This is a genomic window from Streptomyces sp. 35G-GA-8, from assembly GCF_023534745.1.
Lineage (GTDB): Bacteria > Actinomycetota > Actinomycetes > Streptomycetales > Streptomycetaceae > Streptomyces.
On the sequence record NZ_JAMHJQ010000012.1, the window covers coordinates 256,525 to 282,839 of the forward strand.

Below are 26,315 nucleotides of genomic sequence, written 5' to 3' on the forward strand. Positions count from 1 at the left end.
TCGTTCACGCGGCCCTCTTCGGACGGTGGGCGGCGTCGCGGAAGGCGCGCGCTCGGCTGCGCAAGGCGTCGACGCCGCCACCGTCGGCGGCGTCACCGATGAGGGGTGAACCGACCCCCACCGCGATCGCTCCGTGTGCGAGGTATTCGCGGGCCGCTGCCGCATCCACTCCCCCGACGGGCACGAACGGCATGGCCGGGAAGGGCCCGCGCAGGGCGCGCAGATAGGCGGGGCCGCCCGCCTGCGCCGCCGGGAAGATCTTGAAGGCGTCGGCACCGAGGCGCTGGGCTGCGACGATGTCCGTGGGGGTCATCACCCCGGCCAGAACGGGCAGTTCGAGTCGCTTCGCCTCGGTGATCCCCTCGCAGACGGCCGGGGTGACGACGAAGTCGGCACCCGCCTCGTGCGCCGCCCGCGCGTCCGGCGCGGTCAGCACCGTACCCGCGCCGAGCGGAGCGGTGGGGCCGAGAGCCGCGCGTGCCCGGCGGATGACGCCGAGCGCGTCCTTGCCGCTGAGCGAGACCTCGATGAGCGGGATGTTCTCCTCCGCGAGCGTGAGGACGGTCCTGAGCGCGGCGTCCGCGTCGTCGCCGCGCACAATGGCCACGATCCGGTGGGTACGCAGTTCGGTCAGCAGTTCCACGTGCGGGGTTCCCTTCCCCTCTGAGGTGCTGTCATGTCCGTTCCTTCCGCTTCCACGCTCACGGTGAGCCGCCACCGCACTTCCCCGCCGGCCGGCACACACGCCGCGTCGCCGTCCCCGGCCGCGGCGAGATCGAAGACGCGTCCCAGCATCGGTTCGACCCCGATGGACCGGTAGGGATCGTCCTCGGGGAAGCCCCGGAGGTTGCGCCACAGGGCGATGGACACCGGCTGGCCCTCGGCCTCAACGGCCAGGCGCAGCACGGCGGTTCCCTCGCGGACATCCACCTGAGGGGTGTCGGCGATCGCGCCCACGGCCGTGCCGTCGTCGGGTCCCAGCCGGTCGAGCGCGGTCGACCGCTCCGGCCACCACGGCCACGCGCACCGGGTCCACTGTGTTCCGCCGTCCGGGTAGACCCGGGTCCTCGTCCCGTCGGGCATACCGACGTGCGCGTGCTCGGAGAGATCCAGCAGGGCGTGGGCCGCCCAGAGGAAGCGGTAGCCGGGCCGGGCGGTCAGCCGGTAGTCGACCACCGCCCGGCGCTCCTGGTGACGGATCGCGCGGCTGAGCCGGAAGTCCGGGCAGTCGACGGACTCGGTGTCACCGTCCCGCCGCCATTGTCTGGCCCAGGCGCACCCGTGGTCGGGGGTGCCCCGGACCGTGGGGACGCACTCCTCCAGGCCGCCCGCGTCGGCGAACGCGTCGCCGGGTACGGCGCGCGGGCGGCGCGGTTCCTCGCGGTGCCAGAGCCATTCGCGTCCGGCCGCCCGCAGTGAGGTCCACCGTCCGCCGTGGGCCGGGTCCGTGGTGATCCTGATCGGGGACAGCGCGTTCACCATTCGGCGAACGATCCGTCGGGGTGGCGCCACACCGGGTTGCGCCAGGCATGCCCGGTGCGGTCGGCGGCGCGTACGGCGTCCTCGTCGACGGTGACGCCGAGTCCCGGGAGTGCGGTACGCGACGCCTGTCCGGCGACGAAGCGGAACGGGTCGGTGTCGACGACGTAGGAGAGCAGATCGGCGTCCTTGTTGTAGTGGATGCCCCGGCTCTGCTCCTGGATGAGGAAATTCGGGGTGCAGAAGGCGATCTGGAGGCTCGCGGCAAGGGCGATCGGGCCGAGGGGGCAGTGCGGGGCGAGCTGTACGCCGTACGTGTCGGCGAGCGACGCGATGCGGTGGACCTCGGAGATGCCGCCGGCGTGCGACAGGTCCGGCTGGGCGACGGCGATGCCCGCGTTGAGGGCGGGCAGGAACTCCGCCCTGCCGTAGAGCCTTTCACCGGTGGCGACGGGTACGGACGTGGCACCCACGAGCGTGGGGAGCAGATGGCCCTGCTCGGGAAGCAGGGGCTCCTCGGCGAACAGCGGGTGCAGTGGCTCGATGGCCCGGAGGACTCGTCGGGCCGCGGCCGGGCCGAACCGGCCGTGCAGGTCGACGGCCACATCGCGGTCGGGGCCCAGGACCTCGCGGGCCGCGGCCACGCGCTCGACGACGGCGGCCGTCTCCGCGAGGGTGGGAATCGGTGAGGTACGCCCCGCCGCGTTCATCTTCACGGCGGTGAAGCCGGCCTCGACCTGGGCGGCGACCTCGTCGGTGAGCCGGGCGGGTTCGTCGCCTCCCACCCACGCGTAGACCCGGACCTCGTCACGCAGCGCCCCGCCGAGCAGGGCGTACACGGGCGCCCCGTACACCTTGCCCGCGATGTCCCACAGGGCCTGGTCGATTCCGGCGACGGCGCTGGAGAGTACGGGGCCGCCGCGGTAGAAGCCGCCCTTGCTGAGTACCTGCCAGTGGTCCTGGATCCGCAGGGGGTCCCGGCCGATCAGATACTCCCCCAGGACATCGACCGCGGCGCGAACCACCTCGGCCCGTCCCTCGACGACGGGTTCGCCCCAGCCGACGACGCCTTCGTCGGTCTCGATCCGGCAGAACAGCCAGCGGGGCGGGACCATGAAGGTCTCGATGCGCGTGATCTTCACCGGGCCGAGCTCCCGCCCGGCGTGTCGCCGGTGGTCGCCGGCCCGGTGCCGCTCTCGCTGCCGCGGACCCGGTCGAGGTCGCGGACCGCCTGGGCGAGGAGAGCGCGCATGGCGCGCTCGGCGGTTTCCGGGTCCTGGTCGCGCACGGCGTCCAGGACGGCTCGGTGGCTGGGGACCGGGTCCTCGCCGTGGAGGCTGCTGTGGACGATCTCGTCGCGGTGGGCGAGACCGGACTCGATGACCATCTCCATGCGTTCGAGGAGTTCGTTGTGGGTGGCCGCGAGAAGCGCGCGGTGGAAGGCGAGGTCCGCCTCGACCGCGTGCGCCGCGCCGCCCTCGTCCTCGCCCATCGCCGTCAGGGCCGCCTCCAGGGCGTCGAGGTCGGCGTCGGTACGGCGCTCGGCGGCCAGCCTGACGGCGGCCGGCTCGATGATGCCGCGGACCTCACCCAGATTGCGCAGCAGGGCCAGGTCCGTACCGGCGCCCGTGCTTCCGGTGAACTGCCAGCGCAGTACGTCCGCGTCGAGGAGGTTCCAGTCGGAGCGTGGGCGGACGAACGTGCCACGCTTCTGGCGTGCGTCGACCATCCCCTTGGCCGCGAGGACCTTCAGGGACTCCCGCAGCGCGGTCAGACTGACGTCCAACTCGCCCTGCAATGAAACGAGATCGAGTGTCGCCCCTTCGGGGATCTCGCCGCTGAGCACCCGGCGCGCGAGAGTCTCCACGGTCTGGCCGTGCACTCCGCGGCGCGCGTATGGCGTCATGTCGTTGTGCCTTTCTGCTGGTGGGATGAGGGAGGGCGGCGGTCAGGCCGAGGCTTTGACAACGGACCAGCCGCCGTCGACGAGCAGGCTCGAACCGGTGATGTAGGAGGCTTCCCGCGCGGCGAGGAAAGCGATGGCCGCGGCGACCTCCTCAGGGGTGCCGAAGCGCCGCGCGGCCGTCTCGGCGACACTCTTGCGCCGGTCCTCCTCCGGCACCCGGTCCCAGGCCCCGGTGAGGATGGGTCCCGGCAGCACCGCGTTGACCCGGACCTCGGGCCCGTACTCCACGGCGAGCTGCCCACACAGCGAGAGCAGCGCCCCCTTGGACGCGGCGTAGGCGGGGTGCCCGGGGATGCCCTTGTGCGCGTGGACGGAGGAGGTCAGGACGACGGCGCCGTGATGGGCACGCAGGTCGGGCAGCGCGGCCCGGAACCCGAGGAACCCGCCGGTGAGGTTGACCGCGAGCTGGCGCTCCCAGGACTCGACGGTCATCTCGTGCGCGGGGGCCACGTCCACGGTGAAGGCGTTGCTGACGAGTACGGAGACCGGCCCGAAGGTGTGCGCGGCGGACATGATCCGCTCCCAGCCGCCCTCGTCCGCGACATCCGCGTGGACGAACAGCGCGTGGCCGCCCTGTTCACGGATGTCCTCGGCGACGCGTTCGCCGGGTGCTGCCGCGACATCCGCGAGGATCACCGCCGCCCCTTCCCCGGCGAGCCGTTCGGCGGTGGCCGCGCCGATACCCGAGGCGGCTCCGGTGACCACTGCCACCTGGTCGGCGAAGCGGGTGGGTCCGTTCATGGGGCGGGTCGACTCCTCGGGGTTCGTGAACAGTACTCGGCGACTCTCATGACGGTATGCCAGGGGTGCTGACGACTACTCCCTGACCAAAACGACCAGTTCGGCGTCGTACCGCGCGGTCCACGCGAACGGCAGGCCGGAATGTGTCAGATGTGCCCCGCTGTAGCGGGTGCCGGTGTCCTGGTCGGTGTAGTGGGCGCTCCGGTCCAGGCCGCGCAGCCGCAGTCGGGCGGGGCGCCCGGGCACCAGGGGTGCGCCGTCCAGGTGACCGGTGTTCCATGCGGTGACGACGGTGCGGGCGCCGCCCGGCTCGTCGTACTGGACGCCGCAGGTGGCGTCGGACGGTGTGTTCAGCAGCCGGACCTCGCCGTGGTGGATGACGTCGCGGATCTCCTTGTAACGGGACACCCACCGTCCGGCTTCGGCGCGCCGCTCCCCCGGCCAGGTTCGGATGTCGGCGCCGATTCCGAGGACACCTGCCATGGCGGTGACGAATCGGAAGGCCAGTGACCGGGGCCGCGGGTCGAAGATTCCCGGGGAGTCGGTGACCCAGGAGCTCATCGTGTGCGGGGCGTGCGCGTGCAGATAGCCGTACTGGATGGCGAGGCGGTCCAGTGGGGCGGTGTTGTCGCTCGGCCACACCACGTCGGTACGGGCGAGGGTGGCGTGCTCGATCCGGCCGCCGCCACCGGCGCACCCTTCGACGGTGACCCGCGGGTGGTGGGTGCGCAGATGGTCCAGTACGCGCAGATATCCGGCGACGTGTGCGGCGTCCAGGTCCTGTTCCTCGACGGGGACGGCGCCGGGCCGGCCGCGTTCAGTGGGCGGGCGGTTCATGTCCCACTTGAGATAGCTGATGGCGTGTCCGCCGAGCAGCCGGTCGAAGGTGGCGATGACGAAGTCCTGGACGTCCTCCCGGCCCAGGTCGAGCAGCAGCTGGTCGCGCACCAGCGTGGCGGGCCGTCCGTCGATGCGGTAGACCCACTCCGGGTGCTCGGCGTACAGCGCGGAGCGAGGGCTGATCGCCTCGGGCTCGACCCAGAGGCCGAAGTCCATGCCGGTGGCGCGTACCCGCTCGATGAAGTCGTCGAAGCCGTCGGGGAAGTTCGCCGGGTCCGGGTGCCAGTCGCCGAGTCCGCCGGTCTCGTCGTGGCGTCCGATGAACCAGCCGTCGTCGACGACGAACAGTTCGGTTCCCATCTCGGCGGCGATCGCGGCCAGTTCCAGCTGGTCGGCGGCGTCGACCTCGAAGCCGGTCGCTTCCCAGGAGTTGTAGAGGACCTTGCGCGGCCGGTCGACGCGCTCGCCGTCGAGCCCGCGTTCGTAGGTGTGCCAGACACGGGACAGTCCGTCGAGCCCCTCGGGGCTGAAGGCGCAGGCAAGCCGGGGAGTGCTCAGTGTCGCACCGGGGACGAGGCCGATGGCGCCCTCGTGGGGCACTCGGCCCGCGCGGACACGTACGGCGCCGCCGGGCTCGGCGTCCGCTGCCATGTGCCAGTTCCCGGACCACTCCAGGGCGATGCCGTACGTGGGGGTGTTCCCCTCGTCCGGCTCGGCGGCGTCCTGGACGGCGAGCCAGGGTGCGTACGCGTGGCCGGGCACGGCCTGGGTGGAGGCCATCTCGAAGCGGCCCCGGCCGAGTTCCAGCTGGGTGCGCTGGAACTCCTGGGACCACTGGCCGCTGAGGTAGGTGAGCCGCGCGCCGCCCGCGACGGGGATGTTCACGGCGGCCGAGTCGACGCGCTCAAGCATCAGTCGCTCGTCACCGGTGCAGGTCAGCTCCGTCCACCGCAGGATCACATCGGTGCCGGGCACGGTCTCGTAGCGCAGCGCCGTGCGCAGCCCCAGTTCCTCATCGACGAAGTCGAGCCGCAGCGCGTGGTCGCCGTCGAGCGTGGCGGTGTCGAACGTCCACCACATGCCGCGTTCCCCGCCGGGGCGCCGGGCCACCAGGTCGGCTCCGGTGAAGGGCCGCAGGCCGTACGGGATGTACTCGGCCGGGGCGGCGTCCGCGCGGGTGAGGAAGTGGGTGCGGTGGGGGTGTTCGAAGGGTGAGGGGCCGGTTTCGACGCCGTGGGGCCCCCAGGCGTCGAGTTCGGCCCAGCGCCCCTCGCCCGCGATCCGTACGGCGTAGGTGGTGTTCTCGGTGCGCAGCAGCCACCGGGCGTGCGGATTCACTTCACCGCTCCCAGATTGAGTCCGGCGACGAAGTGGCGCTGGAACTTGAGGAATACGACGACGGTCGGGGCGGCGGCGATGACGGAACCTGCCGCGATCACGTTCCACATGGAGACGTACTGCCCCTGAAGTCCGATCAGTGAGGCGGTGATCGGCATATGGCTGTCCGTGCGCAGGACCGTGATGGCCCACAGCAGGTCATTGAAGATCCAGGTGAACGACAGGGCGCTCAGTGCCGCCATGGCGGGTTTGGCCAGGGGCATGATGATCCTGGTGTAGATCTGCCAGGGCCCGGCGCCGTCGATGACCGCGGCCTGCTGGATCTCCGGCGGGACGGACCGCATGAAGCCGTGCAGGACGAAGACGTAGAAGCCGACGCCGAAGCCGACCTGGACGCCGATGAGGGCGTACAACGAGTCGTACAGGCCCAGCAGTTCGCTGAGTTTGGCGACCGGGACCAGGAGGATCTGCGGGGGCAGCAGGTTTCCGCCGAGCATCAGCAGCAGGAGGGTACGGCGCAGCGGCAGGTCGTAGCGGCTGAGGGCGAACGCGGCCATCGAGGCGAGGAGCAGCGACAGGAGCACCGTCGGCACGGTGACGAGCAGGCTGTTGATCAGTGCACGCTGCTGGCCGCCGTCGACCCAAGCCTGACGGAAGCCGTCAAGGGTGAAGGAGTGCGGCAGGCTCCCGACGCCGTGGGCGGCCACATCGTCGAAGGACCGGGTGCTGGTGACCAGGACGAGCACGATGGGCAGCAGCCACAGGGCGGAGAGCAGTCCGGCGCTGAGGTGGAATCCCGCGGTCCGCCAGATCCCGCGGCGATCCCGCCGCGCGCCCGGGGCCGGCCGCGCCGGGGTGGTGCGGTGACGGTCGGTGGGGGGTGCGGAGGCGTGGGTGACGCTCACGAGTCGGCCTCCCGGAAGGCGCGGACGAGGTAGGACGCGATGACACCGAAGGCCAGAACGAAGATCACGACCGCGAGAGCGGAGCCGTAACCGAGGCGCAGCGACTGGAAGGCGGTGGAGTACATGTAGGTACTGAGCAGTTCGGAGGAGTGGTAGGGGCCACCGCGGGTGAGTGCCCACACCACGTCGAAGGAGCGCAGCGAGTCGATGACGATGACCGAGAGGACCACCGCGTTGACACTGCTCAGCTGCGGCAGTGTGATGTGCCGGAACCGCTGGAGGCGGGTGGCGCCGTCCACCTTCGCCGCCTCGTGGAGCACCGGGTCGATGCCCTTGAGCCCGGCGAGGTAGAGCACCATCACATAGCCGATCTGGCGCCACAGTGCGGGCACGATCACGGCGTACAGGGCGGTGTCCTGGTCGGCGAGCCAGGCATGGGTGAGGCTCCCGAGCCCGAGCCCTTCGAGTGTCTTGTTGATCAGCCCGTCGGGCTGGTACATCGCCTGCCACACCAGGGCCGTCGCGACCAGTGAGAACACCACGGGAAGGAACAGCGCGGCCCGGTAGAAGCCGACGCCCCGGCGCTCCTGCTGGAGCAGGAGCGCCGTTCCGAGGCCGAGGGCCGCGGAGAGTCCGCCGAAGAGCACCAGCCAGATGACGGTGTCCAGGGCGGCTGTGCGGAAGACGGCGTCGCCGAACATCTCGCGGAAGTTGGCGAGACCGATGAACTCCGGTGCGCTGACGCCGTCCCACCGGGTGAGGGAGAGGTAGAACCCCTGGATCGCCGGCCAGAACACCCAGAACGCCTCGGCGAGCAGCGGTACGAGCACGAAGGCGAGTACGACGGGCGGAACCCTCGTCGCCCGCTTGCGGGCCGGGGCCCCGCCGTCGGCCCGGCCGCGTGCCGTCTTGCGGAGTGCGGTGAGGGCCGCCATGTCACTGGCTCCAGATCTTCTGCGCGTCGCGTTGCCACGTCGTGAGGATGGAGCCGATCTCCTTGGGCTTGGCCAGGAAGCGGGTCAGCGCGGTGTCGGCGGTGGGGGCGAGGGCGTCGCTGGAGTCACGGTTGAAGAACTGGGTGATCTCCGCGGCGTCCTCGATCAGCTTGCGGCCCTTGACCACCAGGGGCGTTCCGCTGTCCTTGGCCTCGGGATGGGTGGGCAGCGAGGTGCCGGACGAGCCCTTGAGGTAGATCTCCTGGGCCTCCGCGGTGGCGAGGTAGCGCAGGAGTTCCTTGGTGTCGTCGGCGCGGCCGGTGCGGGCGCTGGCGAAGTAGCCGTCGGTGGGCGCCTCCTCGGCGAGCGGGATCGTGGGGTCGATCACCGGGAAGCGGAAGAAGTCGATGTCGTCGAGCTGGTCCTTGGGTGTGGAGTCGGCGAAGAAGGTGCCGATCAGCATCATGCCGGTGCGGCCCTGGAGGAGCGCGGTGGTGGCGTCCTGGAAGGGCAGCGCGGTCCCGTTCGGGTCGAAGTACGGCAGGGCCTCGCCCCAGCGGTCGAATACCTTGCGGACCTCGGGGTCGTCGAAGCGGTGTTTTCCGGCGAGCAGTTCGCGATGGTAGGCGGCTCCGTTGATCCGGATGTCGAGGTAGTCGAACCAGGAGGAGGCCACCCAGGGGGTGTTGCCTCCGGCGCCGAGCCCTATCGGTGCGACGCCCTTGCTCTTGAGCTTGTCGCACAGACCCAGGAACTCGTCCCAGGTCTTGGGCTCCGTGACGCCCCACTTGGCGAAGTTCGACTTCCGGTAGAAGACGGCCCACCAGTAGTAGGTGGTGGGCACGAAGACCTTCTTGCCGGAGGAGTCGGTGCACAGCTTCCGCAACGCGTCGGAGTATCCGGCCAGTTCGGGTCGGCGCCAGATGTCGCTGACATCGAGGAGCAGGTCCTTCCTGGCGTACGACTCGGCGACCGATCCGGGGTACCAGGTGTAGAGGTCCGGCGGGTTGGCCGAGGTGAGGTAGGTCGGCAGCTGCGTACGGAATGTCTCCGAGGCGACGGTGTTGAGTGACCCTTTGGCGCCGCCGCGCTTGTTGAAGGCGTCGATGACGTCCCGCATCGCGGACTTGGCCTGCGGTGCGGAGAGGTTGGACTGCAGGGTGACGGCGCCGCCCGATGTGTTCTTGCCGCTCGATGACGAGGAGGTGACGCAGCCGGTCATCAGTGCGGCGGCGCCGACGGCGCCGGCGCCCGCGAGGAAGGTACGGCGGCTGGGTGCTGTGGTGTTCATGGGTCTCCCTAAGCGCCTGCCGAATGAGGCCCGGCCCGCTGACGGCCGGGTTCCCCTTCGGCTGCTACAGACTGACGTGGCACCAGGCCCCCGTCAAGATTAATTACTAATTTATTCTGCTCAGGCGAGGGGCAAGCCTTTCGAGGCCGCCCCCGCTGTCAGTCGCGGCCCTGGCGGACGAGGCCGCCCACGCCGCGGAACACGGTCAGCACACTGCCGTCGGGCCCGGCGAGGGCGCCCAGCTCACCGTCGAAAGCTCCGCTGGCGAACGCTCCACGCTTGGACCAGTCACCCCAGCCGCCGGCGCCGCTCGCGTCGTAGGTCCGCCGCCAGAGGGTGTAGTCCCCGGCGCGCGCGTACAGCCGGGCGCCGTCCCGAGCCGCGACGAGCGTGGGGCTTCCGCTCACCGTCCCGCCCAGCGAGGACCAGGCGGACCAGACGCCCGCCCCGTCGCGTACCCGGATCCGGATCGAGTCGTCGGCGGTCCGCACGGCGAGATGCGTGCGTCCCGCGGTATCCGTGAGCGCGGCGGGCCTGCCGTACAGGGCCACCCCTTCCGGCCCCTCGAAGGAGGTCCAGCCGGACGCGGCGCCGCGCGTGTGGATCCGTCCGTCCTTGCCCCGCGCGAAGAGTGTCCAGTCGTCCGGGCCCTCGTAGGCGATGCCCGGAGCGTCGGCGAGCCGCCCGCCGAGCTTCTGCCAGCGGCCCCAACGCCCGTCACGCTGACTCAGCCGGTACGCGGCGCCGTCCGTGCCGCGCACGAAGACGTCGATCCGTCCGGGCGAGGTGGAGTAGGCGGCCGGCTGTCCGACGATCCGCCCGTCCGTGGAACCGCCGAGACGCGTGGCAGCCGAGGACCAGTGGCCGTCCCGGCCGGTCTGCAGCCGGAGCGAACCGTCACCGCCCCGGGTGAACGCGGTCAGCAGGTCACCGTCGCGGACAAGGGCGGGAGCGGCGTCGCTCCGCACCCCGAGCGAGACGCCGGGCGCGTCGTCCGCGCCGCTCAGCGAGAGGAACGCCGTGCCATGCGCGGGCACGCTCACGGTGTAGGCACCGGAGTGGGTACCGCGGTCCTCCCTGGCCCGCAGATCCCGCACGGCGACCTCGCCCGCGAGCCCGGTGTCGGCGAACCGCACGGTGCGCTCGGCGGGCCGGTCGGAGCGGTTGAGGAGCACGACCGCACGCTTGCCCGAGCCCTGGAGGACCTTGCTGTAGACGTCTCCGGTGTCGTCCGTGGCGACGCGCACCCCCTGGATGGCGAGGGGGTCCTGATTGACGGCGAGGATCTCCGGGTTGCGCAGGGTGTCGATCATCGACGGCGGCAGTGTGCGCGGATCGGAGCCGATGACCAGCGGGGAGCCCATCTCGGCCCACATGACGAACTGGGTGGTGGACTCCTCCTCGGTCAGCTCGTACGAACCGTCCGCCAGCTTGCGCATCGGTATGAGGTAGTCGGGATCGTTGTAGCGGCCGGGCCCCTGCGCCTCGGGGTGCCAGGCGTTGGCGTCCATGTTGCGCAGAACGTTGGGCCACTGACCGGGCGTCGGGGTGCCCCACGCGATGTCGGTACCGGTGCGCCAGGAGTCACCGGTGGTCGGTCCGTACACGTAGGCGTTGTGCGCGTCCTGCGCCGGGGTGTGCGGGAGCCCCCAGTCGTCGGTGAGCGGGTTGCACAGATTGAGCAGCATACGCCGGCCGGACTTGGCGACGGCCTCGCTGAACTCCTTGAACGCGGGCCCAGGATCGATCTTCTCGGTGATCCCGCAAAGGAAGTCGACCTTGATGGCATCGACCTTCCAGTCGGCGAACTGGTCGGCATCCCGCTGGTAGTGGCCGCGGCTGCCGAGGCCACAGGTCTTGCCACCGTCGTAGGTACCCGCGTCCGTGTAGATCCCGGCCTTCAGTCCTCGCTGGTGCAGATACATGACCAGCGCGGGGATGCCGGAGGGGAAACGGCCTGGATGCGCGGCCAGCCGGCCCGCGCTGTCCCGCGGTTCATCCGCCTGCCAGCCGCCGTCGAGCCACACTATGTCGTAACCACTGTCCCTGAGACCGCTGCTGACCAGATGGTCGGCGACCCCTTTGACCTGACTCTCCGTCGGAGCACCGAGTGCGTAGTAGGTGTTCCAGCCCATGTACGGCGTCGGGGCGAGCCCACTGTCGTAGAACGGCGGCACTTCCACGCCCCCGCGCTCGGCGGCCCGCGCCGCGGGGGCGCCCACCGGGATCAGCGCGGCGGCCCCGAGGACGGCGACGGCCCGACGGGCACGCACCATCCCTGTTCGATGCGAAGTCACTTGACACTCCCGGGAGTTGGGGATGACGGGCGCGGCACTCCCCTCGCGAGGAGCGGCGTCACGACGAAGACTGTGATGCCACATCCAGGCGCTGTCAATAATTATTACTAATTAACTTAAACTCGATCCACACCGGTAAGGGCGGCGCCGAGGGCGGTGAGACCGGCGGTCAGTTCCTTCAGTGTGATGTCGGTGATCAGGTGGTGACTGACGATCAGGCCGGGCATGAGGGCGAAGAGCACCGAGGCCGCTGCCGCCGGGTCCGCGTCGGGGTGCAGGTACCCCTCGGACTTCCACCGTTCGGCCAGTTCGGTCAGCCGCTCACGGGCCTGTGTGTACTGCTCGCGTGAGAGGTCGCGCACCTGCGGGTTGCCCAGGGCTTCGGCCCATGCCTGGACGGCGAGGCTGGTCATGTCGTAGCGGGGATGCTCGGTCCGGGCGCGCAGTTCGCCGATCAGAGTCGCGAGCGTATCGGCGGGGCTGGGGGTGGGCCGCTGGGCGAGCAGTCGCTCGAAGATGTCGCGCACGAGACCGAGCCCTCTTTCGGCGCTGGCCCTTATGAGTTCGTCCTTGCCGCGGAAATGCCGGTAGACGGCGCTGGAGGACATGCCGGTCGCGGCGATCACGTCGTCCATGGATGTGGCATGGAACCCCTTCTCCGCGAAGCAGGTCCACGCGCTCGTCAGTACATGCTCGCGCCGCTTCGCGCGGGTCTCTTCATTGAGTCGGGGCATGGGCCCATCGTAAACGAAAACGATCGTTGCGCTTTGAGGCGTTAGGGGGCTACGTTGAAGACCCCAAGCGGGAACGATCGTTTTCCTTTGAGTGGGAGGCCGTCCTGCCGGAGCGGCCTCCGGGCGCACCGCAGCCTGCCCGCGGCCCCTTGCGGCACGATCAAGGAGTTGTTCGTCATGCACCCGATCCATACAGAACAAGGTCACGTCAGCGGCATCCATCACGACAGCGACGTGTCCGCCTTCCTGGGGCTGCCCTACGCGGCCCCACCCGTCGGAAGGCTGCGCTTCGCTCCGCCGTCACCCGCCGAGCCGTGGGACGGCGTACGCGAGGCCACCGCGTTCGGCAACGCCGGCATCCAGATCCTGCCCGGCGCCGGCGACCTGCGCGCCCCCCAGAGCGAGGACTGCCTGTACCTCAACGTGTGGACACCTGCCGCGGACCCCGGGGCGAAGCTCCCGGTCATGGTGTGGATCCACGGCGGCGGCTTCCTCTACGGCGCGGCCTCGGAGGCCCTGTACGACGGGGCCGCACTGGCCGCACGTGGCGCGGTCGTGGTGTCGCTCAACTACCGGCTCGGGGTCTTCGGCTTCCTCTCCCATCCCGAGGCGGGCACCAACTTCGCCGTGCTGGACTGGGCCGCGGCTCTGCGCTGGGTCCAGCGGAACATCTCCGCCTTCGGTGGCGACCCCGGCAACGTGACCGTCTTCGGCCAGTCCTCCGGCGCCGCCGCCGTTCGCGCGCTGCTCTCCGCACCCAGCGCCCGCGGCCTCTTCCACCGGGGGATCATCCAGAGCGCCGGCTTCGAGCACCCCGTCTCCGCCGACTACACCGCCGACCTGGTCGCCCGGCTCAGCGACACACTCTTCGAACGCGTCGGCACCTCCGATCTCGACGCACTGCGCGGACTGCCGCACGACACCTTGGTCAAAGCCTCGCTGACGAGGCCCGCCGCGCTCGCCACCCCCGGACGCCTGCACACCCCTGCCGACCTGGTCTGGTTCCCCGCGGTCGACGGTGACGTGGTCACCGACGGCTTCGCCGCCCGGCCGGAGAACATGCCCGTGATGTTCGGCACGACACAGGACGAGGCGCGCTACTTCCACCGGCCGGGAGGCCCCGTCGGCGGCCCCCCGGTCAGCGCCGAGCAGGCGTACACCCCCACAGCGCTCGCTGTGATGGCCCGGGCCCTGGTGCCCGACCGCGCCGACGATGCTCTCGCCCAGTTCCACGACCGTGGCCTGCCCACCTACGAGGCCCTGACCGAGCTGACCACTGCCGCCGTCTTCCACGAACCGGCCCTGGCCACCTACGAGCGCTTCACCGCGCAGGGGCGCACCGCGTACGCCTACCGCTTCGCCCGGGTGTCCCCGGGCAACCGGCGCTCACAGATGCTCGCCCATCACATGGCCGAACTGCCGTACGTGTTCGGGCAGGTGACCGCCGGTGCCGGACCCGACGCCGACGCCGACGCCGACTACGACACCACTGACACCGCCATCCGCGACGCCGTACAGCATGCCTGGGTGGAGTTCGCCCGCACCGGCACTCCTCGCGCGCTCGACGGCGGGGCGTGGCCGAACTGCCGGGCCAGGGACCCCCACCACACCGTCATCGAGGACACCGTGGAGGCCCGTCCGCTCAACCCCGGGCCGCTCACCCGCCTGATCCACTCCACTCGCGACAAGTGATCACCCAGAAGACCGGATTGGTCCCCAAGAAGTGACACCGGGGAAGCGCCACTCGCTCCCACGACGATCGGGAATACACCCTCGGGGCTCCGGCCCTGAGTTGGCCGGCCTGTTCACCTGAGATACAAAGAGCTCTTCGATGCCTGTGGGGCCCGGTCCATAACGCCCCATAAGGTCATCCCGGGGGGATCATCGGATATTCGGCACGCCTCCCGGTCTCACTCTACGATCGGAATGTGGAACCACATGTGGGTCGAGCGAACAGCTGGACGCGGATTGCGGATTGCCGGATGGGTGCTGGGACCTGCCGGATTGGCTCTGGCTGTGGGCGCGGTTCTGGTGATCGGCACCAGGTATACGTCGGCCGGCGTCAACAGCGATGCCATGGATCCGACCTATTCCTCCGGTGATCTCGTCTTCCTTCAGAGAGTCGACGCGGGTGCGATAGAGCGGGGTGATGTCGTGCTCTACCGCACGGGAGACCGTTACCAGGGCATGGCGGTACTTCAGCGCGTGATCGGCATGGGTGGCGACCGCGTCACGCAGAGCCCCGGCGGGCCGGTGACGGTGAACGGGAAGCCGCTCGCCGAACCGTACGTCAAGGACGGAGATCCGTCCGGCATGGCCCCGGCGTACGACGTGGTGGTGCCCGAGGGACGGCTCTTCTTGCTCGGCGATCACCGCGCGAACGCCAACGACTCCCGCTTCTTCCTCACCGAGCAGTCGGGCAGCATCGCGGCCGACGCGGTCGAGGCACGGGGCCTTGACAGCCACACCGGACTGCTCATGCTGGCATCGACCGCCCTGTTCGGGCTTCTCGTCGCCGCCGGCGGGCTCACGGCGGGAATAGTCTCCCGGGTCAGGCGGCGGGCGGTGCCTTCTCTGCCGCGGTGAAGTCCCAGGCACTGCCGGCCGTCACGCGAGGAATCCGCCGTCGACGGCGAGATGGGCGCCGGTGATGTACGAGGCGTCGTCGGAGAGCAGGAAGGCCACGGCCGTGGCGATCTCCTCGCCGCGTCCCACGCGCCGCATGGGGATGCCGAGCTCGGCGACCTCCCGGGTGCCGTCCGGGTTGCCCCGGGTCATCTCGGTGTCGATGACGCCGGGCTGGAGTTCGTTGATGCGTACTCCCCGGGCGGCGTACTCCTTGGCCGCGGTGCGCGTCAGACCGCGGATGGCGTGCTTGGCCGAGGAGTACTCCACGGTGGGTCCGCCGCGGTCGGCGAACACGCTGGAGACGTTGACGATGGCGCCGCCTCCGGCCTCGATGATCGCGGGGATCTGGTACTTGAGGCCGTGGAACAGTCCGTCCAGATTGATCCCGACGACCTTGCGCCAGGCATCCAGCGGCATGTCGGCGGTCGGGGTGAAGTTCCCGGTCACCCCGGCGTTGTTGACGCCGTAGTGGAGCTTGCCGAACGTCTCCACGGTGCGGGCGACGGCCCGTTCGACGTCCGCGGCGTCGCTGACATCCCCAGTGACGGAGAGCGCCTGGCCGCCGGCCTCCTTGATCTGCCGGGCGACCTCGTCGAGCTTCTCCGCGCGGCGGCCGACGAGGGTGACGGCGGCGCCGCGGGCGGCGAGCAGCCGTGCCGTTGCCGCGCCCATGCCGCTTCCGGCGCCGGTGACGAGTGCCACTTTGCCGTTGAACCGGGTCATGACCGGGCCTCCGCCTCGGGCGTGGGGACGGGCAGCTCGACCGGGTCCTGGTCGAAGTCGGCGGACCGGCTGACCGCTTCCCAGGTGGCGGCTTCGTCGAGTTGACGGCGCGAGTAGTCCTGCGCCATCCGCACGGCTCCGGCGCCGATGATCAGGTGGGTGGGCGGCGTGGGGTGCTTGACGACGCGGACCAGGATCTCGCCGGCCCGCTTCGGGTCCCCCTGGGCGGTCACGCCGCTGCTGAGCAGGCGTGCCATTTCGCCGACTGTCGCCTCGTACTCCGGCGTGACGTCCGGGGTCCGCATCGAGGAGCCGGCCCAGTCGGTGGCGAACCCGCCCGGCTCGACGACCAGGTACCGGATGCCGAACGGGGCGGTCTCGGCCGCCAGCACGCGGGTGAAGCCGTCCACGGCGAACTTCGCCGCCTGATAGGAGCCGAGCCCCGGGGTGCCGCCGACACGGCCGCCGATGGAGGAGAACTGCACGATCGTGCCGCCGCCCTGGGCGCGCAGGACCGGAAGTGCTTCGGTCGAGACGTGGTAGACGCCCCAGAAGTTCGTGTCGAACTGGCGGCGGAAGTCGTCCTCCGGCGTGGTCTCGACGGCCGAGGTGTTGGCGTAGCCGGCGTTGTTGACCACGACGTCGACCCTGCCGAACCGGTCGAGGGCCGCCCGCAGGCCGGCCGCGGCGGCGGACCGGTCGGTGACATCGAGAGCGACGGGCAGGACGCGGTCGCCGTACCGCTCAACGAGGTCGCCGAGCTGTTCGGGCTTGCGTGCCGTGGCGACCACGTTGTCGCCGGCCTCCAGGGCCGCGATCGCCAGATCACGGCCGAAGCCGCGCGAGGAACCGGTGATGAACCAGGTGTGGGTGTGTGTGCTCATGCTTCTACCAAAACACGGTTGCGTTATTAGCGCAACCCGGTTGTGGTAATCTCGGTATCGTTGCTCGCCACCGCAACACCGTTGCGGCATTACCGCAGCCTCGTCTCGTTAAGGTGGGTGTCATGACCACGGCCGATTTCCTGCGGGCCCGCAGCCCCGAGGCCAAAGCCGCCCGGGAGACGAAGATCCTCAACGCTGCGGCGCGCCTCGCCACGGCGAAGGGCGTACGGGAGGTGACCATGAGCGCCATCGCCGACGAGGTCGGCATGCACAAGTCCGCGATGCTGCGTTACTTCGAGACGCGCGAGGACATCTTCCTGCGCCTGGCGGCCACCGCTTGGCACGACTGGTCGGACGAGGCGAACGGTCGCCTCAAGGAGATTCCCCCCTGCCCCGGCACCGCCTCCAAGAAGTGGCACGGGACCGCCCACGCGATCGCCTCGGAACTGGCCGGGTCACTGGTGGCGCGACCGCTGTTCTGCGACCTGCTCGCGCACACCCCGCTGAACCTGGAGCGCAACGTCTCCACCGACACCGTCCGAACGTTCAAGCAGCGCGCGATCGCCGAGGTCGAGCGGACCGCCGACACGCTCTGCGCGATCGCGCCGCTCACGACCGACCAGGCGCGGGCGGTCGTGACGACCGCCACCTCGATGGCCGGCGCCCTGTGGCAGATGGCGGCCCCCGGCACCCAACTGCGCGCCTTCTACGAGAGCGACCCCGAACTGGCCCACTCCGTCGTCGACGTCGAACCCCGCCTGACCGACATCCTGACCGCGCTGCTCACCGGCTACGCCGTCGGCCCAAGTCGGCCGACCGAGAACTGAGAATCCCCCACACCACGCCATGACCCCGGATCAAGCGTGGCGCGGCACGCGGCGGTGGCCCTCAGCAGTCACCGACCCGCGACGCGCCCCGAGTGTCCTGCCCCCTGCCCAACTCGGTTTCGGTGCCCGCTCCCACGCAGATCTCCTTGTCCCACCACATGATGTTGTCGATCTTGATCTTCTCGCTCTTCGAGATGCAGTTCTTCCAGTAGCGCCAGGTGGTGCCCAGGTGGCTGTGCGAGTGATTCCCACAAGGGTGTTCCTCTTTCGCGACAGGGGCGACTGCCACCCCGCCTTCCACCGCGGGAGCGGCGGCGGTGACGCCACTCGGCGCGGCGAGGGCCAGGGCGAGCGTGGCGGCTGCGAGTCCCAGACCTCGCGAGGTGCGGAATGCCTTCATTTCGCTGTCCTTCCAGATCGTGTGGAACGCCATGAGCTACGGCACGACGGCCGCATGAGCGATACATGGGCGGCCGTCATGACCATGGCAGCCTTCGCGGCACCACAAGAGGAAAAGAACGGGCATCACCCCTCGATCAGGTGAACGTGATCACCCACATGGCCCCGCGCCGAGGCGGAACGGCGTGAGACGCTGGAACTCACCGTGTACGCACCGGTCGGCCTGCCCTGGCAGGACCTGGCCCTGAGCTGGCTGGCTGGCTTTCCAGCGGGCCGACGCGGCGGGTACAGGAGCAACCCTCGATCTCCTGTCGTGACCCACTGCCGGAAGCACCGCGTTCGGCAGCGGGAAGATCGGCCAAGTCCCGGATTCACAAGGCCACGATGACCGCGGCAGCGCGGCAGCCCCCACCGTCAACGACGCGTCCTCGTGTTCAGTTCGGCCGGCGGAACGTCATCACCAGGGGCGAGGGCACAGCGGTCGTCCGGCCGGTGGGCTTCAACTCGCCGGTGCTGTGGTCGATGCTGAACTGCACGACGCTGTTCGCCGTGCTGCTGTTGACGTAGAGCCACCGACCGCTCGGGTCGATGACGAAGTTGGTCGGCCCGCTCACACCCTGGGTGGCGTAGCCGACGACGGTGAGCTTCCCGGTCGAACCGTCGATCCGGTAGCCGGCGACGCTCTGCGAGCCGCGGTTGGACGCGTAGAGGAATCCGCCCGACGGATGGTGCACGGCTATCTCGGCTCCGCTGGGCGGGCCGGAATAGCCGGGGGGCTCGCTCGCAAGGGTCTGCGATGCCTGGCCGATCGCTCCCGTCGTGGGGTCATAGGCGAACGCCGTGACCGTTCCGTCGAGTTCGCCTATGGCGTAGAGCGACCTGCTGTCACGCCCGAACGCGATGTGCCGGGGCCCCGTTCCGGGCGGGACGGACACCTCGCTGACGAGGTCCAGCCCGCCACCGGTGAGCCGGAAGATCTGCAACTTGTCGATGCCGAGATCGGCCGTTCCGAGGAAGCGGCCCCGCGGGTCGAACGCGACGGCGTGGGGGTGCGCCGAGTCCTGGCGTGGGTGCGGGCCGCTGCCGGTGTTCTGGAACCTGCCGCTCACAGGACCGAGCCTGCCGTCGTTCCCGATCGGCAGCACGATGTACTCACCGTAGTAGTAGTTCGCCACCACGGCGTGCCGCCCGTCCGGCGCGATCGTCAGCTGGGACGGGCCGCTGTCTCCCAGCGACACCCGGTTCAGCGGTTCCAGCTTTCCGGTACGCCGGTCGATCGCGAAGGCATCGATGGCGCCGACCCGTCCTGTCGGACCGCCCCGCAGCGAGTAGCAGGCGTAGAGGAACCGTCGGGAAGGGTCGACCTCGATCCACGCCGGGCTGGATCCGGTCACCGCCTGCACCTGCGTCAGCGCGCCCGTGTCCGGATCGACCTGGAACACATACAACCCGATGCCGTCCGGGCTGGGCTCGGCGGAGCTGTTGGCGTACGACGCGACGTACGCGTACGTCGCCTCGCCCGGAGCAGCCGCCAGTTCGTCCGCGCCTTCCGCCCGGCCCACGACAGAGGGCAGAACCGGCAGTGCCGCCGCTGCGGCGCCGACGGCCAATACCCTTCGGCGTCCGAGGTGCCGCCTCGCCGAAAACATGCCTTCCAAGTCCATCTCCATCCATTGCGGACGCCGACGACGCCCTCACTGCCCAAGCCGACATGGCGCACCTGGTGATGAGGAGCGGGGTGACCTTCACCGGGTGGCGCCTGATCACTGACGCGTCAAGCGTGGCCGACACCCTGGCCCCGCTCAATGTGCACAGGTCGCGCTCCGCGGTCCGCGCCTTGTGCGGGAGAACACGGGCAACCGTCACCGTGAGCCGAGCGGCGAACCCGAGCCACGGAACCGCGGCAGGGGTTCGGCCTGTCACCCGACGGCTCTGTTACCTGACGGCCTGTCACCCGAAGGTCTCCCGATGCTCAGTCGAGGCCCGCGAGGACATGCTCCAGGGCGATCGGCAGCTCTCGGAGCCTGATGCCGGTCGCGTTGTGGACGGCGTTGGCGACGGCCGCGGCCGTGCCGACGACACCCAACTCACCGATGCCACGGCTGCCCAGCGGGTTGTAGCGGGTGTCGGGGTAGTCCAGGAAGTGCACGTCCACCTCCGGTACGTCCGCGTTCACGGGAACCAGATAGTTCGCCAGGTCTCCGTTGACGAAGTGACCCGAGTCGTCCATGTGCAGCCCTTCGTGCAGGGCTGCGGAGATGCCCCAGATCATGCCGCCCATGATCTGGCTGCGCGCGGTCTTGGGGTTGACGATACGGCCGGCGTCCATCACCCCCAGCGCCCGGGACACCCGGATCTCGCCGGTCCACCGGTTGACCCGTGCTTCCACGAACTGCGCGCCGAACGAGTCGAAGACATAGTGCTCGGCCTCATCACCGGGAACCGTCGTGCCCAGGGCCTCCACACGCGAGCGCCCGACGGCCTCCAGCAAGTCGTCGAAGTCCATCGCGAACCGCGGTCCCACGACCCTGCCGCTGTCGTAGCGCAGATCCGCCACGTCCGTGCCGTGGAAGGGTGAACCGGGTTCATCGGTGGCCAGCTTCAGCAGTGCGGCCACGGCGTTGCGTGCCGCCTCCATGATGGCGGGCCCGACCGTCACCACGCCGCAGGATCCGCCGACGCTCCCCGTCGAGCTGAGGTCGGAGTCGCCGAGCCGCGGTTCGATACGGCGAACAGGCAGCCCGAGCGACTCGGCGGCGACGACGGGAAGCACGGTCCACATCCCGGTGCCGAGGTCGGCCGTGTCGCAGGAGACGAGCGCCGTGCCGTCCGCGCGCAGTCCCACCTTGACCGTGGCCTGGTTACGGAAGCCGGGATACACCGAGGTCGCCATCCCCATGCCCACGTACCACTCGCCGTCGATCACCGATCGCGGGCGTGTGGCACGCCGGGCCCAGCCGAAGCGATGGGCACCCTCGCGGTAGCACTCGACCAGGTGCTTGCTGGAGAAGGGGAGTTTGGAGTATGGGTGCACGGTCGCGTTGTTCTTGATCCGCAGTTCCACCGGATCCATGCGCAGAGCGAGGGCCAGTTCGTCCATCGCCGACTCCAGCGCGAAGGAGCCGGTGGCCTCGCCCGGCGCCCGCATGATCGTGGGGTCGGGCGTGTTCAGCAGGACAGCGGTCTGGCGCACATCCAGGTTGGGCACCGCGTACCAACTCAGGCTGGTGCGCTGCGCGCTCATCTCGGCCGTGGCTCCGTTCGCCAGTCCGCCCGCCAGCGCGTGGTGCCGTATGGCGGTGAGGGTGCCGTCGGGCGTGGCGCCCAGGGACACCTCCTGCCGGGTGGCGGGACGGATCACGGTTCCGGTGAAGGACTGCTCCCTGGTCAGCACCAGTTTCACGGGGCGGCGCAGGGCGCGTGCGGCGCCGGCGGCGAGCTGCACCTCCGCGTTGGGGCGGTACTTGCCTCCGAAGGATCCGCCCACGTACGGGTTCACGCCATGGATGTCCGTGGCGTCGACGCCGAGTGCCCGGCCGAGCAGCGCAGCCTGGGTGCCGACGCCCTGGGTGCCGTTGTGCACGGTGAACCGCCCGTCGTCCCAGGTCACCACGGCCGAGTAGGGCTCCATCGCGGTGTGCGCCTGGGCCGCGGTGACATAGGTGCCCGAGACGGTGACCTGACTGTCGCTCAGTGCCTCCTCGATGGAGGAGACTCCGTCGGCGAGCATGGTGACGACCGGTGGGATGCCCATGACGGGCGGGATCGGGCGGGCATTGCCGGACTCCTCGTCGAGTGAGATCGCCGGCGTCCGCCGCTCGTAGTCCACGGTGATCGCGAACGCCGCGGCACGGGCCTGCTCGAAGGTCTCGGCGACCACAAGTCCGATGGCCTGGCCGTGGTAGGAGACCGTCGTGTCCTGCACCGGCGCTCTGAGACCCGGCACCGCGTGAATCGTGAAGGCGTTGAACGGGGTGTAGACGGCGACCACGCCCGGTGAGCGCTCGGCGGCCGCGGTGTCCATGGATCGGATCGTGCCGTTCGCGATGGTGCTGGTGACCACATATCCATGGACGAGCCCGGCGTAGGTGAAGTCCGCGCCGTAGTCGGCACGGCCACTGACCTTGAGCGGTCCGTCCACCCGGTTCTGCGGGCGGCCTATGGTCCCTCCGGCCATCTCACGCCTCCAGGCTGAGCAGGGCCCGGACCAGGGTCCGGCGCAGCAACGGGATCTTGAACGCGTTGTGGGACAAGGGCCGGGCGCCCTCGGTCGCGTGGGCGGCCGCGTCCTCGAAGGTCCGGGCCCCCGCCACCTTGCCCCTGAGCGCGGCCTCCACCTCGGGCAGCCGCCACGGCATCGTGCCGACCCCGCCGACGGCCACCCTCGCGTCCTCGATGCGCCGGCCGCGGGTCTTCAGGGCCACGGCCGCCGATGTCAGGGCGAACTCGTAGGACTGCCGGTCACGGATCTTCAGATACGTGGAGTTACGGGCCCAGGCCAGCGGCGGGACGGTGATCCCGGTGATCAGTTCGCCGGGGCGCAGCGTATTCTCGACATGGGGTGTGCTGCCCGGTGTCCGGTAGAGCGACGCGAGTTGTACCGTGCGGCTTCCGGCCGCGCCGCGCAGGTGCACCGTGGCGTCGAGGGCGATCAGCGCCACGGCTACGTCACTGGCGTGCGTGGCCACGCAGTGGGAGCTGGTGCCGAGAATGGCGTGGGTGCGGTTGAACCCGTCCAGCGCGGCGCATCCACTGCCGGGAGCGCGCTTGTTGCAGGCCTTGGCGACGTCCCGGAAGTAGGGGCAGCGGGTGCGCTGGAGCAGATTGCCGCCCATGCTCGCCATGTTCCGCAACTGCTGTGAAGCACTCAGCAGCAGAGCCCGGCTGATCACCGGATACCCGCGCACCACCTCGGGGTGCTCCGCCACTTCGCTCATCCGGGCCAGTGCCCCCAGGTGCAGGCCCTCGCTGTCCACACGGATGCCGCCCAGCGGCAGCCGGTTGACGGCCACGACCCGCGAGGGGTTCATGACCTGGAGCTTCATCAGGTCGACGAGAGTGGTCCCCCCGGCGAGGTACGCAGTCTCCCCACCCGCCGCCTCCAGCGCACCGTCCACCGTATCCGGCTCAGCCCATTCGAAACCGCGCATCACAGCCCCTTACCGGGCGCCCCGGCCTGCTTCACGGCCTGCACGATGTGCGGATACGCGGCACACCGGCAGATGTTCCCCGACATGAACTCACGGATGTCCTCGTCCGAACCCAAGGGACCCCGCTCCACCAACGCCACCGCGGACATGATCTGCCCCGGCGTACAGAACCCGCACTGGAACGCGTCGGTGTCGATGAACGCCCGCTGCACCGGATGCAGGGCCTCACCTTCCGCGAGCCCCTCCACCGTCGTCACCTCACCGCCGTCCACCGACACCGCCAACGTCAGACACGACAGCACGGCCCGACCGTCGACATGCACCGTGCACGCACCACACTGGCCGCGATCACAACCCTTCTTCGGGCCGGTCACACGCAACCGCTCGCGCAATGTGTCCAGCAACGTCGCCCGATTGTCGACAGCGACCTCATGCGCCACACCGTTCACCCGCAGCACCACGTCGGTGTCGGGCGCGGCGGGGGTCCGGTCCACGGGAGTGGGGGCGGCGGGAGCGGCTATCGCCTCGGGCGTCCGCAGCAGTACTCCGGCGCCGACCCCGACCGCCGTGGTGCGGCCGATGAATCCGCGTCTCGACACACCGGCGGAGGGGGCGGACCGTTCGTGCTCGTGCGGCGTCATGGAGCTGGCCTCTCTGCTGGGCAGGCCGGCGAACCGTCCGAGGTCGGATGTGGGCACCTCGTCCGCCGGCAGGGTGTCTCCGTCAACGGGTCCGGACCGTGAGCGGGCCGGTGCGCAACGGCGCGTGTACGCCGACGGGTTGGGGGTTGGTGACCCCCACCGTGTGGCACTTGATCACCGGCCGTCTCAGTCTGGCCGCCCCCGCGCGGCCGCTCCATGTGCGGTGGGCGTCGGATAGCCCTCCTCGTTTGTGCCGGGGACCTGCGCGCCGCCGACACCACGCCGTATCGACCCGGATGCCGGCCTCGGCATCCGCGTACGCCTCGGCCACCGGAGGTCACGCGAGGCAATATCGGCCCACTGGTCTGTTAATCTGGGGTGGACGCCGGAGGTAACCGCATGCTCCCCCACCTGTCTGCCGAAGCACCGTCCGTCATAGTCGCCGCTGCGGCCAGGTCCGCTCTCGCCGAGCTGGACGTCATGGCCGCCGAGCTGGGCACCCGGGTCACCACCGCCGAGAGCGAAGTCTCCGGGGCGTCGGTCGTGGACACGAACGAGAGACGGGAGGCCGTGACCGCCCACCTGGAGAACTTCCTGCTCCATCTGACCGGCGAGGCGCCACTCGATCTCGAAGCCCTGCGCGCGCTGGGACGGCGCAGGGCCGACCAGGGAGTACCGCTGACCGCCCTGCTGAACGCGGTGCGACTCGGAATCCAGTACGTCTGGGAGGAACTCACTCGCCGGATCCCACGGGAGAACGCCGAGGGCACCAACGCCCTGCTGGCCGAGGCGACCCGATTCTGGGCCACGCTCAGCACCATGTCCGACGAGATGCGCGCCGGATACGTCGACTCCCTGTCCGCGCGCGTCCGCGACTCCCAGACAGAGCGCGACGAACTCCTCGACATCCTCCTGGGCCTGCCGGACGTCGGCCGGCAGGCGAGAGCCGCGCAGAACCTGGGGCTCCCCCGCTACGGCCGCTTTCAGATCGCTGTCGTCGAGCACGGCCGGACGCCGCTGTCCGCCCGGATGGCCCTTGCCGATCCGCACGCGTTCCGTGTGCTGTGGCGGCTGGACCACATCGTTTCCGTATGCCTCGCCGATGTTGGGACGGCGCAGCGCGTGCGCGGGCTCCAGGACATCCTGCGACCGGAGCCGGGGTGGCGCATCGGCGTCAGCCGGGGCTTCCGAGACGTCGTCGACGCCCCCGCCGCCCGCCGCCAGGCCCTGATCGCCCTTGGCACGGTTCCCACCGCCGGGACCGGAGTCGCCCGGTACGGAGAGGACCCGCTGGCGACCCTCGTCGCCAGTGCGCCCGACACCGCGATCGAGGTGACCGAGGAGTTGCTGCACAGCGTCCTGGCACTTCCCGAGATCGAGCGCGACACCCTGCTCACCACGCTGGACTGCTGGTTCGCGGCAGGCGGGTCGACCGCCGGCGCCGCCGGCGCCCTCTTCTGCCACCGCAACACGGTCAGGTACCGCCTGCGCCGGATCGAGGAACTGACCGGACTCTCCGTGACAGACCCCAGGTCATCGGCCCAGCTGCTCATGGGACTGCACGCCCACCTCAGACGCTGACCTCAGGCGCTGACCTCAGACGCTGACCGAAACGGCCGGGTCACCAGCCGGCCTCGGGCGCCGCGGCACCCGGGTGCCGCGGCGCTCGCGATCACCGCGTCGGTGGCGGCACCTGCGGGGCGCGGACCGTCTCGGTCTGTGCGGCCAGTCCGATGAGCTGCGTGGCGAGACCCTCCCGCAGGCCGACGGCGAATTTCTCCTTGGCCGGCGGGAACCCCATCTCCCGGCTCACCACGTCGACGTTCTCGGTGGGATTGGCGAACGGCCACATCCCCGCGACCATGACGAGTACCGTACTGGCGAAGCGCAGGACCGTGGCCCGCGGAAGGTGGGGCAGCTGCCCGGCCACCAGCGACGCGAGCCGATCGTTGTTCGCCGTGGCCTTGCGCTTGAACTCGCGGGTGAACTCCAGCGAGATGTTGCGCTCCAGTACGGCAGCCATCGCACTCAGCAGTTCGCAGAGCATCGGCCGGGCGACCAGACTGTCGGCGACCTCCGCGGCGACCGCCCACTCGCGCGCGAAGGGAGTGCCATCGGTCGGCAGCGGATCTCGCAGCCGCGTGCCGAGCCCTTCCAGCCAGGACTGCCACGCCGCGTCGAGCAGTTCGAGGAAGATCGCCTCGCGGCTTTCGAAGTAGCGCAGCACGTTCGACTTGGCCAGCCCCACCTCGGCGGCAAGTTCGCGCAGGCTGATGTCGGAAAGGGGGCGGTCGAGCAGCATGCCGCGAGCAGCGTCCAGGATCGCCGACCGCCTGGCCTCGATCTCTCCGGGGCGGCGGGCACGTTGGAATTCAGCTCGACTGTCCAGCACACCCCCATGATAGGAACCCAGCGTCCTGGCGCGTTCCGCGCGTATGGCGACGCCGCCGGCCGCACACAGGGCGTGGCTCTTCGCACACGCCTTGTGCGCGGGGCCCGTGTGAGCGACCCGACCTGCGGGGCCCCTGGCCATCGGA

Annotated in this window: 23 protein-coding genes; 4 read left to right on the top strand and 19 right to left on the bottom strand. The window is 70.2% G+C overall.

All coding sequences use genetic code 11. The features are described 5' to 3' along the window. Positions 1–4 precede the first annotated feature (4 nt). The 11 genes from M1203_RS27435 to M1203_RS27485 form a co-directional block, all read right to left on the bottom strand. Positions 5–643 (bottom strand): bifunctional 4-hydroxy-2-oxoglutarate aldolase/2-dehydro-3-deoxy-phosphogluconate aldolase, encoded by a 639-nt coding sequence (locus M1203_RS27435; protein WP_249952478.1) that lies wholly within the window; start codon positions 641–643, stop codon positions 5–7. Continuing rightward, positions 631–1,482 (bottom strand): hypothetical protein, encoded by an 852-nt coding sequence (locus M1203_RS27440; RefSeq protein ID WP_249952479.1) that lies wholly within the window; start codon positions 1,480–1,482, stop codon positions 631–633. The genes M1203_RS27435 and M1203_RS27440 overlap by 13 nt, the downstream gene beginning before the upstream one ends. Further along, on the bottom strand, positions 1,476–2,621 hold the full coding sequence (gene dgoD / locus M1203_RS27445) for a galactonate dehydratase (protein WP_249952480.1): 1,146 nt from the start codon (positions 2,619–2,621) through the stop codon (positions 1,476–1,478). The genes M1203_RS27440 and dgoD overlap by 7 nt, the downstream gene beginning before the upstream one ends. Next, entirely contained in the window at positions 2,618–3,385 is a 768-nt protein-coding gene (locus tag M1203_RS27450) for a FadR/GntR family transcriptional regulator (RefSeq protein WP_249952481.1), read from the bottom strand. Before M1203_RS27450 ends, dgoD begins: the two co-directional genes overlap by 4 nt. 42 nt (positions 3,386–3,427) lie before the next feature. Continuing rightward, on the bottom strand, positions 3,428–4,186 hold the full coding sequence (locus M1203_RS27455) for an SDR family NAD(P)-dependent oxidoreductase (protein ID WP_249952482.1): 759 nt from the start codon (positions 4,184–4,186) through the stop codon (positions 3,428–3,430). Positions 4,187–4,261: 75 nt separating this feature from the next. Next, the gene (locus tag M1203_RS27460; protein WP_249952483.1) at positions 4,262–6,364 is read right to left on the bottom strand and encodes an alpha-galactosidase; all 2,103 of its coding nucleotides are present in this window, start codon (positions 6,362–6,364) and stop codon (positions 4,262–4,264) included. Beyond that, the gene (locus tag M1203_RS38815; protein WP_249952484.1) at positions 6,361–7,269 is read right to left on the bottom strand and encodes a carbohydrate ABC transporter permease; all 909 of its coding nucleotides are present in this window, start codon (positions 7,267–7,269) and stop codon (positions 6,361–6,363) included. Before M1203_RS38815 ends, M1203_RS27460 begins: the two co-directional genes overlap by 4 nt. Beyond that, positions 7,266–8,204 carry a carbohydrate ABC transporter permease gene (locus tag M1203_RS27470; RefSeq protein WP_249952485.1) on the bottom strand — a complete coding sequence of 313 codons (939 nt, stop codon included), beginning with the start codon at positions 8,202–8,204 and terminating at the stop codon, positions 7,266–7,268. Before M1203_RS27470 ends, M1203_RS38815 begins: the two co-directional genes overlap by 4 nt. A 1-nt stretch (position 8,205) precedes the next feature. Then, positions 8,206–9,495, bottom strand: coding sequence for an ABC transporter substrate-binding protein (locus M1203_RS27475; RefSeq protein WP_249952486.1), 1,290 nt, complete (start codon positions 9,493–9,495; stop codon positions 8,206–8,208). A gap of 158 nt (positions 9,496–9,653) precedes the next feature. Next, positions 9,654–11,771 carry a glycoside hydrolase family 27 protein gene (locus M1203_RS27480; RefSeq protein ID WP_249952487.1) on the bottom strand — a complete coding sequence of 706 codons (2,118 nt, stop codon included), beginning with the start codon at positions 11,769–11,771 and terminating at the stop codon, positions 9,654–9,656. Positions 11,772–11,908: 137 nt separating this feature from the next. Next, positions 11,909–12,526, bottom strand: a complete 618-nt coding sequence (locus M1203_RS27485) for a TetR/AcrR family transcriptional regulator (RefSeq protein ID WP_249952488.1) — start codon at positions 12,524–12,526, stop codon at positions 11,909–11,911. Between the two features lie 177 nt (positions 12,527–12,703). Between M1203_RS27485 and M1203_RS27490 the strand changes: the two genes are divergently transcribed. Together M1203_RS27490 and lepB are read left to right on the top strand one after the other, a co-directional pair. Continuing rightward, positions 12,704–14,218: a carboxylesterase/lipase family protein gene (locus tag M1203_RS27490; RefSeq protein ID WP_249952489.1), complete on the top strand. Its 1,515-nt coding sequence runs from the start codon at positions 12,704–12,706 to the stop codon at positions 14,216–14,218. Positions 14,219–14,464: 246 nt separating this feature from the next. Continuing rightward, positions 14,465–15,112 (top strand): signal peptidase I, encoded by a 648-nt coding sequence (gene lepB / locus M1203_RS27495; RefSeq protein WP_249952490.1) that lies wholly within the window; start codon positions 14,465–14,467, stop codon positions 15,110–15,112. Between the two features lie 21 nt (positions 15,113–15,133). On the opposite strand, the gene M1203_RS27500 is transcribed toward lepB, so the two are convergent. Together M1203_RS27500 and M1203_RS27505 are read right to left on the bottom strand one after the other, a co-directional pair. Continuing rightward, entirely contained in the window at positions 15,134–15,877 is a 744-nt protein-coding gene (locus M1203_RS27500; RefSeq protein WP_249952491.1) for an SDR family NAD(P)-dependent oxidoreductase, read from the bottom strand. Beyond that, positions 15,874–16,761 carry an SDR family NAD(P)-dependent oxidoreductase gene (locus tag M1203_RS27505; protein ID WP_249952492.1) on the bottom strand — a complete coding sequence of 296 codons (888 nt, stop codon included), beginning with the start codon at positions 16,759–16,761 and terminating at the stop codon, positions 15,874–15,876. Before M1203_RS27505 ends, M1203_RS27500 begins: the two co-directional genes overlap by 4 nt. Before the next feature lie 122 nt (positions 16,762–16,883). On the opposite strand from M1203_RS27505, the gene M1203_RS27510 reads away from it, so the two are divergent. Next, positions 16,884–17,588 (top strand): TetR/AcrR family transcriptional regulator, encoded by a 705-nt coding sequence (locus tag M1203_RS27510; RefSeq protein ID WP_249952493.1) that lies wholly within the window; start codon positions 16,884–16,886, stop codon positions 17,586–17,588. 61 nt (positions 17,589–17,649) lie between these two features. Here M1203_RS27510 and M1203_RS27515 read toward each other — a convergent pair whose 3' ends face one another. The 5 genes from M1203_RS27515 to M1203_RS27540 form a co-directional block, all read right to left on the bottom strand. Beyond that, positions 17,650–17,988: a hypothetical protein gene (locus M1203_RS27515; protein ID WP_249952494.1), complete on the bottom strand. Its 339-nt coding sequence runs from the start codon at positions 17,986–17,988 to the stop codon at positions 17,650–17,652. 433 nt (positions 17,989–18,421) lie between these two features. Beyond that, positions 18,422–19,549, bottom strand: coding sequence for a lactonase family protein (locus M1203_RS27525; protein WP_249952495.1), 1,128 nt, complete (start codon positions 19,547–19,549; stop codon positions 18,422–18,424). A 410-nt stretch (positions 19,550–19,959) separates the two neighbouring features. Beyond that, complete coding sequence (locus tag M1203_RS27530; protein ID WP_249952496.1) at positions 19,960–22,164, bottom strand: xanthine dehydrogenase family protein molybdopterin-binding subunit; 2,205 nt, start codon at positions 22,162–22,164, stop codon at positions 19,960–19,962. 1 nt (position 22,165) lies between these two features. Further along, positions 22,166–23,137: a xanthine dehydrogenase family protein subunit M gene (locus tag M1203_RS27535; RefSeq protein WP_249952497.1), complete on the bottom strand. Its 972-nt coding sequence runs from the start codon at positions 23,135–23,137 to the stop codon at positions 22,166–22,168. Next, positions 23,137–23,835, bottom strand: a complete 699-nt coding sequence (locus tag M1203_RS27540) for a 2Fe-2S iron-sulfur cluster-binding protein (protein WP_308404914.1) — start codon at positions 23,833–23,835, stop codon at positions 23,137–23,139. The genes M1203_RS27535 and M1203_RS27540 overlap by 1 nt, the downstream gene beginning before the upstream one ends. 342 nt (positions 23,836–24,177) lie before the next feature. Between M1203_RS27540 and M1203_RS38820 the strand changes: the two genes are divergently transcribed. Then, positions 24,178–25,359 (top strand): CdaR family transcriptional regulator, encoded by a 1,182-nt coding sequence (locus M1203_RS38820; protein ID WP_283959068.1) that lies wholly within the window; start codon positions 24,178–24,180, stop codon positions 25,357–25,359. Between the two features lie 91 nt (positions 25,360–25,450). Here the strand turns inward: M1203_RS38820 and M1203_RS27550 are convergent, their stop codons facing one another. Beyond that, the gene (locus tag M1203_RS27550; RefSeq protein WP_249952498.1) at positions 25,451–26,170 is read right to left on the bottom strand and encodes a TetR/AcrR family transcriptional regulator; all 720 of its coding nucleotides are present in this window, start codon (positions 26,168–26,170) and stop codon (positions 25,451–25,453) included. Between the last annotated feature and the right edge of the window lie 145 nt (positions 26,171–26,315).

What these genes read in the sequence shown, in the direction of transcription:
- M1203_RS27490 (WP_249952489.1), top strand. Translation starts at nt 12,704, where the DNA reads ATGCACCCGATCCATACAGAACAAGGTCACGTCAGCGGCATCCATCAC.
- M1203_RS27450 (WP_249952481.1), bottom strand. Translation starts at nt 3,385, where the DNA reads ATGACGCCATACGCGCGCCGCGGAGTGCACGGCCAGACCGTGGAGACT.
- M1203_RS27485 (WP_249952488.1), bottom strand. Translation starts at nt 12,526, where the DNA reads ATGCCCCGACTCAATGAAGAGACCCGCGCGAAGCGGCGCGAGCATGTA.
- M1203_RS27530 (WP_249952496.1), bottom strand. Translation starts at nt 22,164, where the DNA reads ATGGCCGGAGGGACCATAGGCCGCCCGCAGAACCGGGTGGACGGACCG.
- M1203_RS27535 (WP_249952497.1), bottom strand. Translation starts at nt 23,137, where the DNA reads ATGCGCGGTTTCGAATGGGCTGAGCCGGATACGGTGGACGGTGCGCTG.
- M1203_RS27515 (WP_249952494.1), bottom strand. Translation starts at nt 17,988, where the DNA reads ATGAAGGCATTCCGCACCTCGCGAGGTCTGGGACTCGCAGCCGCCACG.
- M1203_RS27510 (WP_249952493.1), top strand. Translation starts at nt 16,884, where the DNA reads ATGACCACGGCCGATTTCCTGCGGGCCCGCAGCCCCGAGGCCAAAGCC.
- M1203_RS27475 (WP_249952486.1), bottom strand. Translation starts at nt 9,495, where the DNA reads ATGAACACCACAGCACCCAGCCGCCGTACCTTCCTCGCGGGCGCCGGC.
- M1203_RS27480 (WP_249952487.1), bottom strand. Translation starts at nt 11,771, where the DNA reads ATGGTGCGTGCCCGTCGGGCCGTCGCCGTCCTCGGGGCCGCCGCGCTG.
- M1203_RS38820 (WP_283959068.1), top strand. Translation starts at nt 24,178, where the DNA reads ATGCTCCCCCACCTGTCTGCCGAAGCACCGTCCGTCATAGTCGCCGCT.
- M1203_RS27505 (WP_249952492.1), bottom strand. Translation starts at nt 16,761, where the DNA reads ATGAGCACACACACCCACACCTGGTTCATCACCGGTTCCTCGCGCGGC.
- M1203_RS27455 (WP_249952482.1), bottom strand. Translation starts at nt 4,186, where the DNA reads ATGAACGGACCCACCCGCTTCGCCGACCAGGTGGCAGTGGTCACCGGA.
- M1203_RS27470 (WP_249952485.1), bottom strand. Translation starts at nt 8,204, where the DNA reads ATGGCGGCCCTCACCGCACTCCGCAAGACGGCACGCGGCCGGGCCGAC.
- M1203_RS27500 (WP_249952491.1), bottom strand. Translation starts at nt 15,877, where the DNA reads ATGACCCGGTTCAACGGCAAAGTGGCACTCGTCACCGGCGCCGGAAGC.
- lepB (WP_249952490.1), top strand. Translation starts at nt 14,465, where the DNA reads ATGTGGGTCGAGCGAACAGCTGGACGCGGATTGCGGATTGCCGGATGG.
- M1203_RS27440 (WP_249952479.1), bottom strand. Translation starts at nt 1,482, where the DNA reads ATGGTGAACGCGCTGTCCCCGATCAGGATCACCACGGACCCGGCCCAC.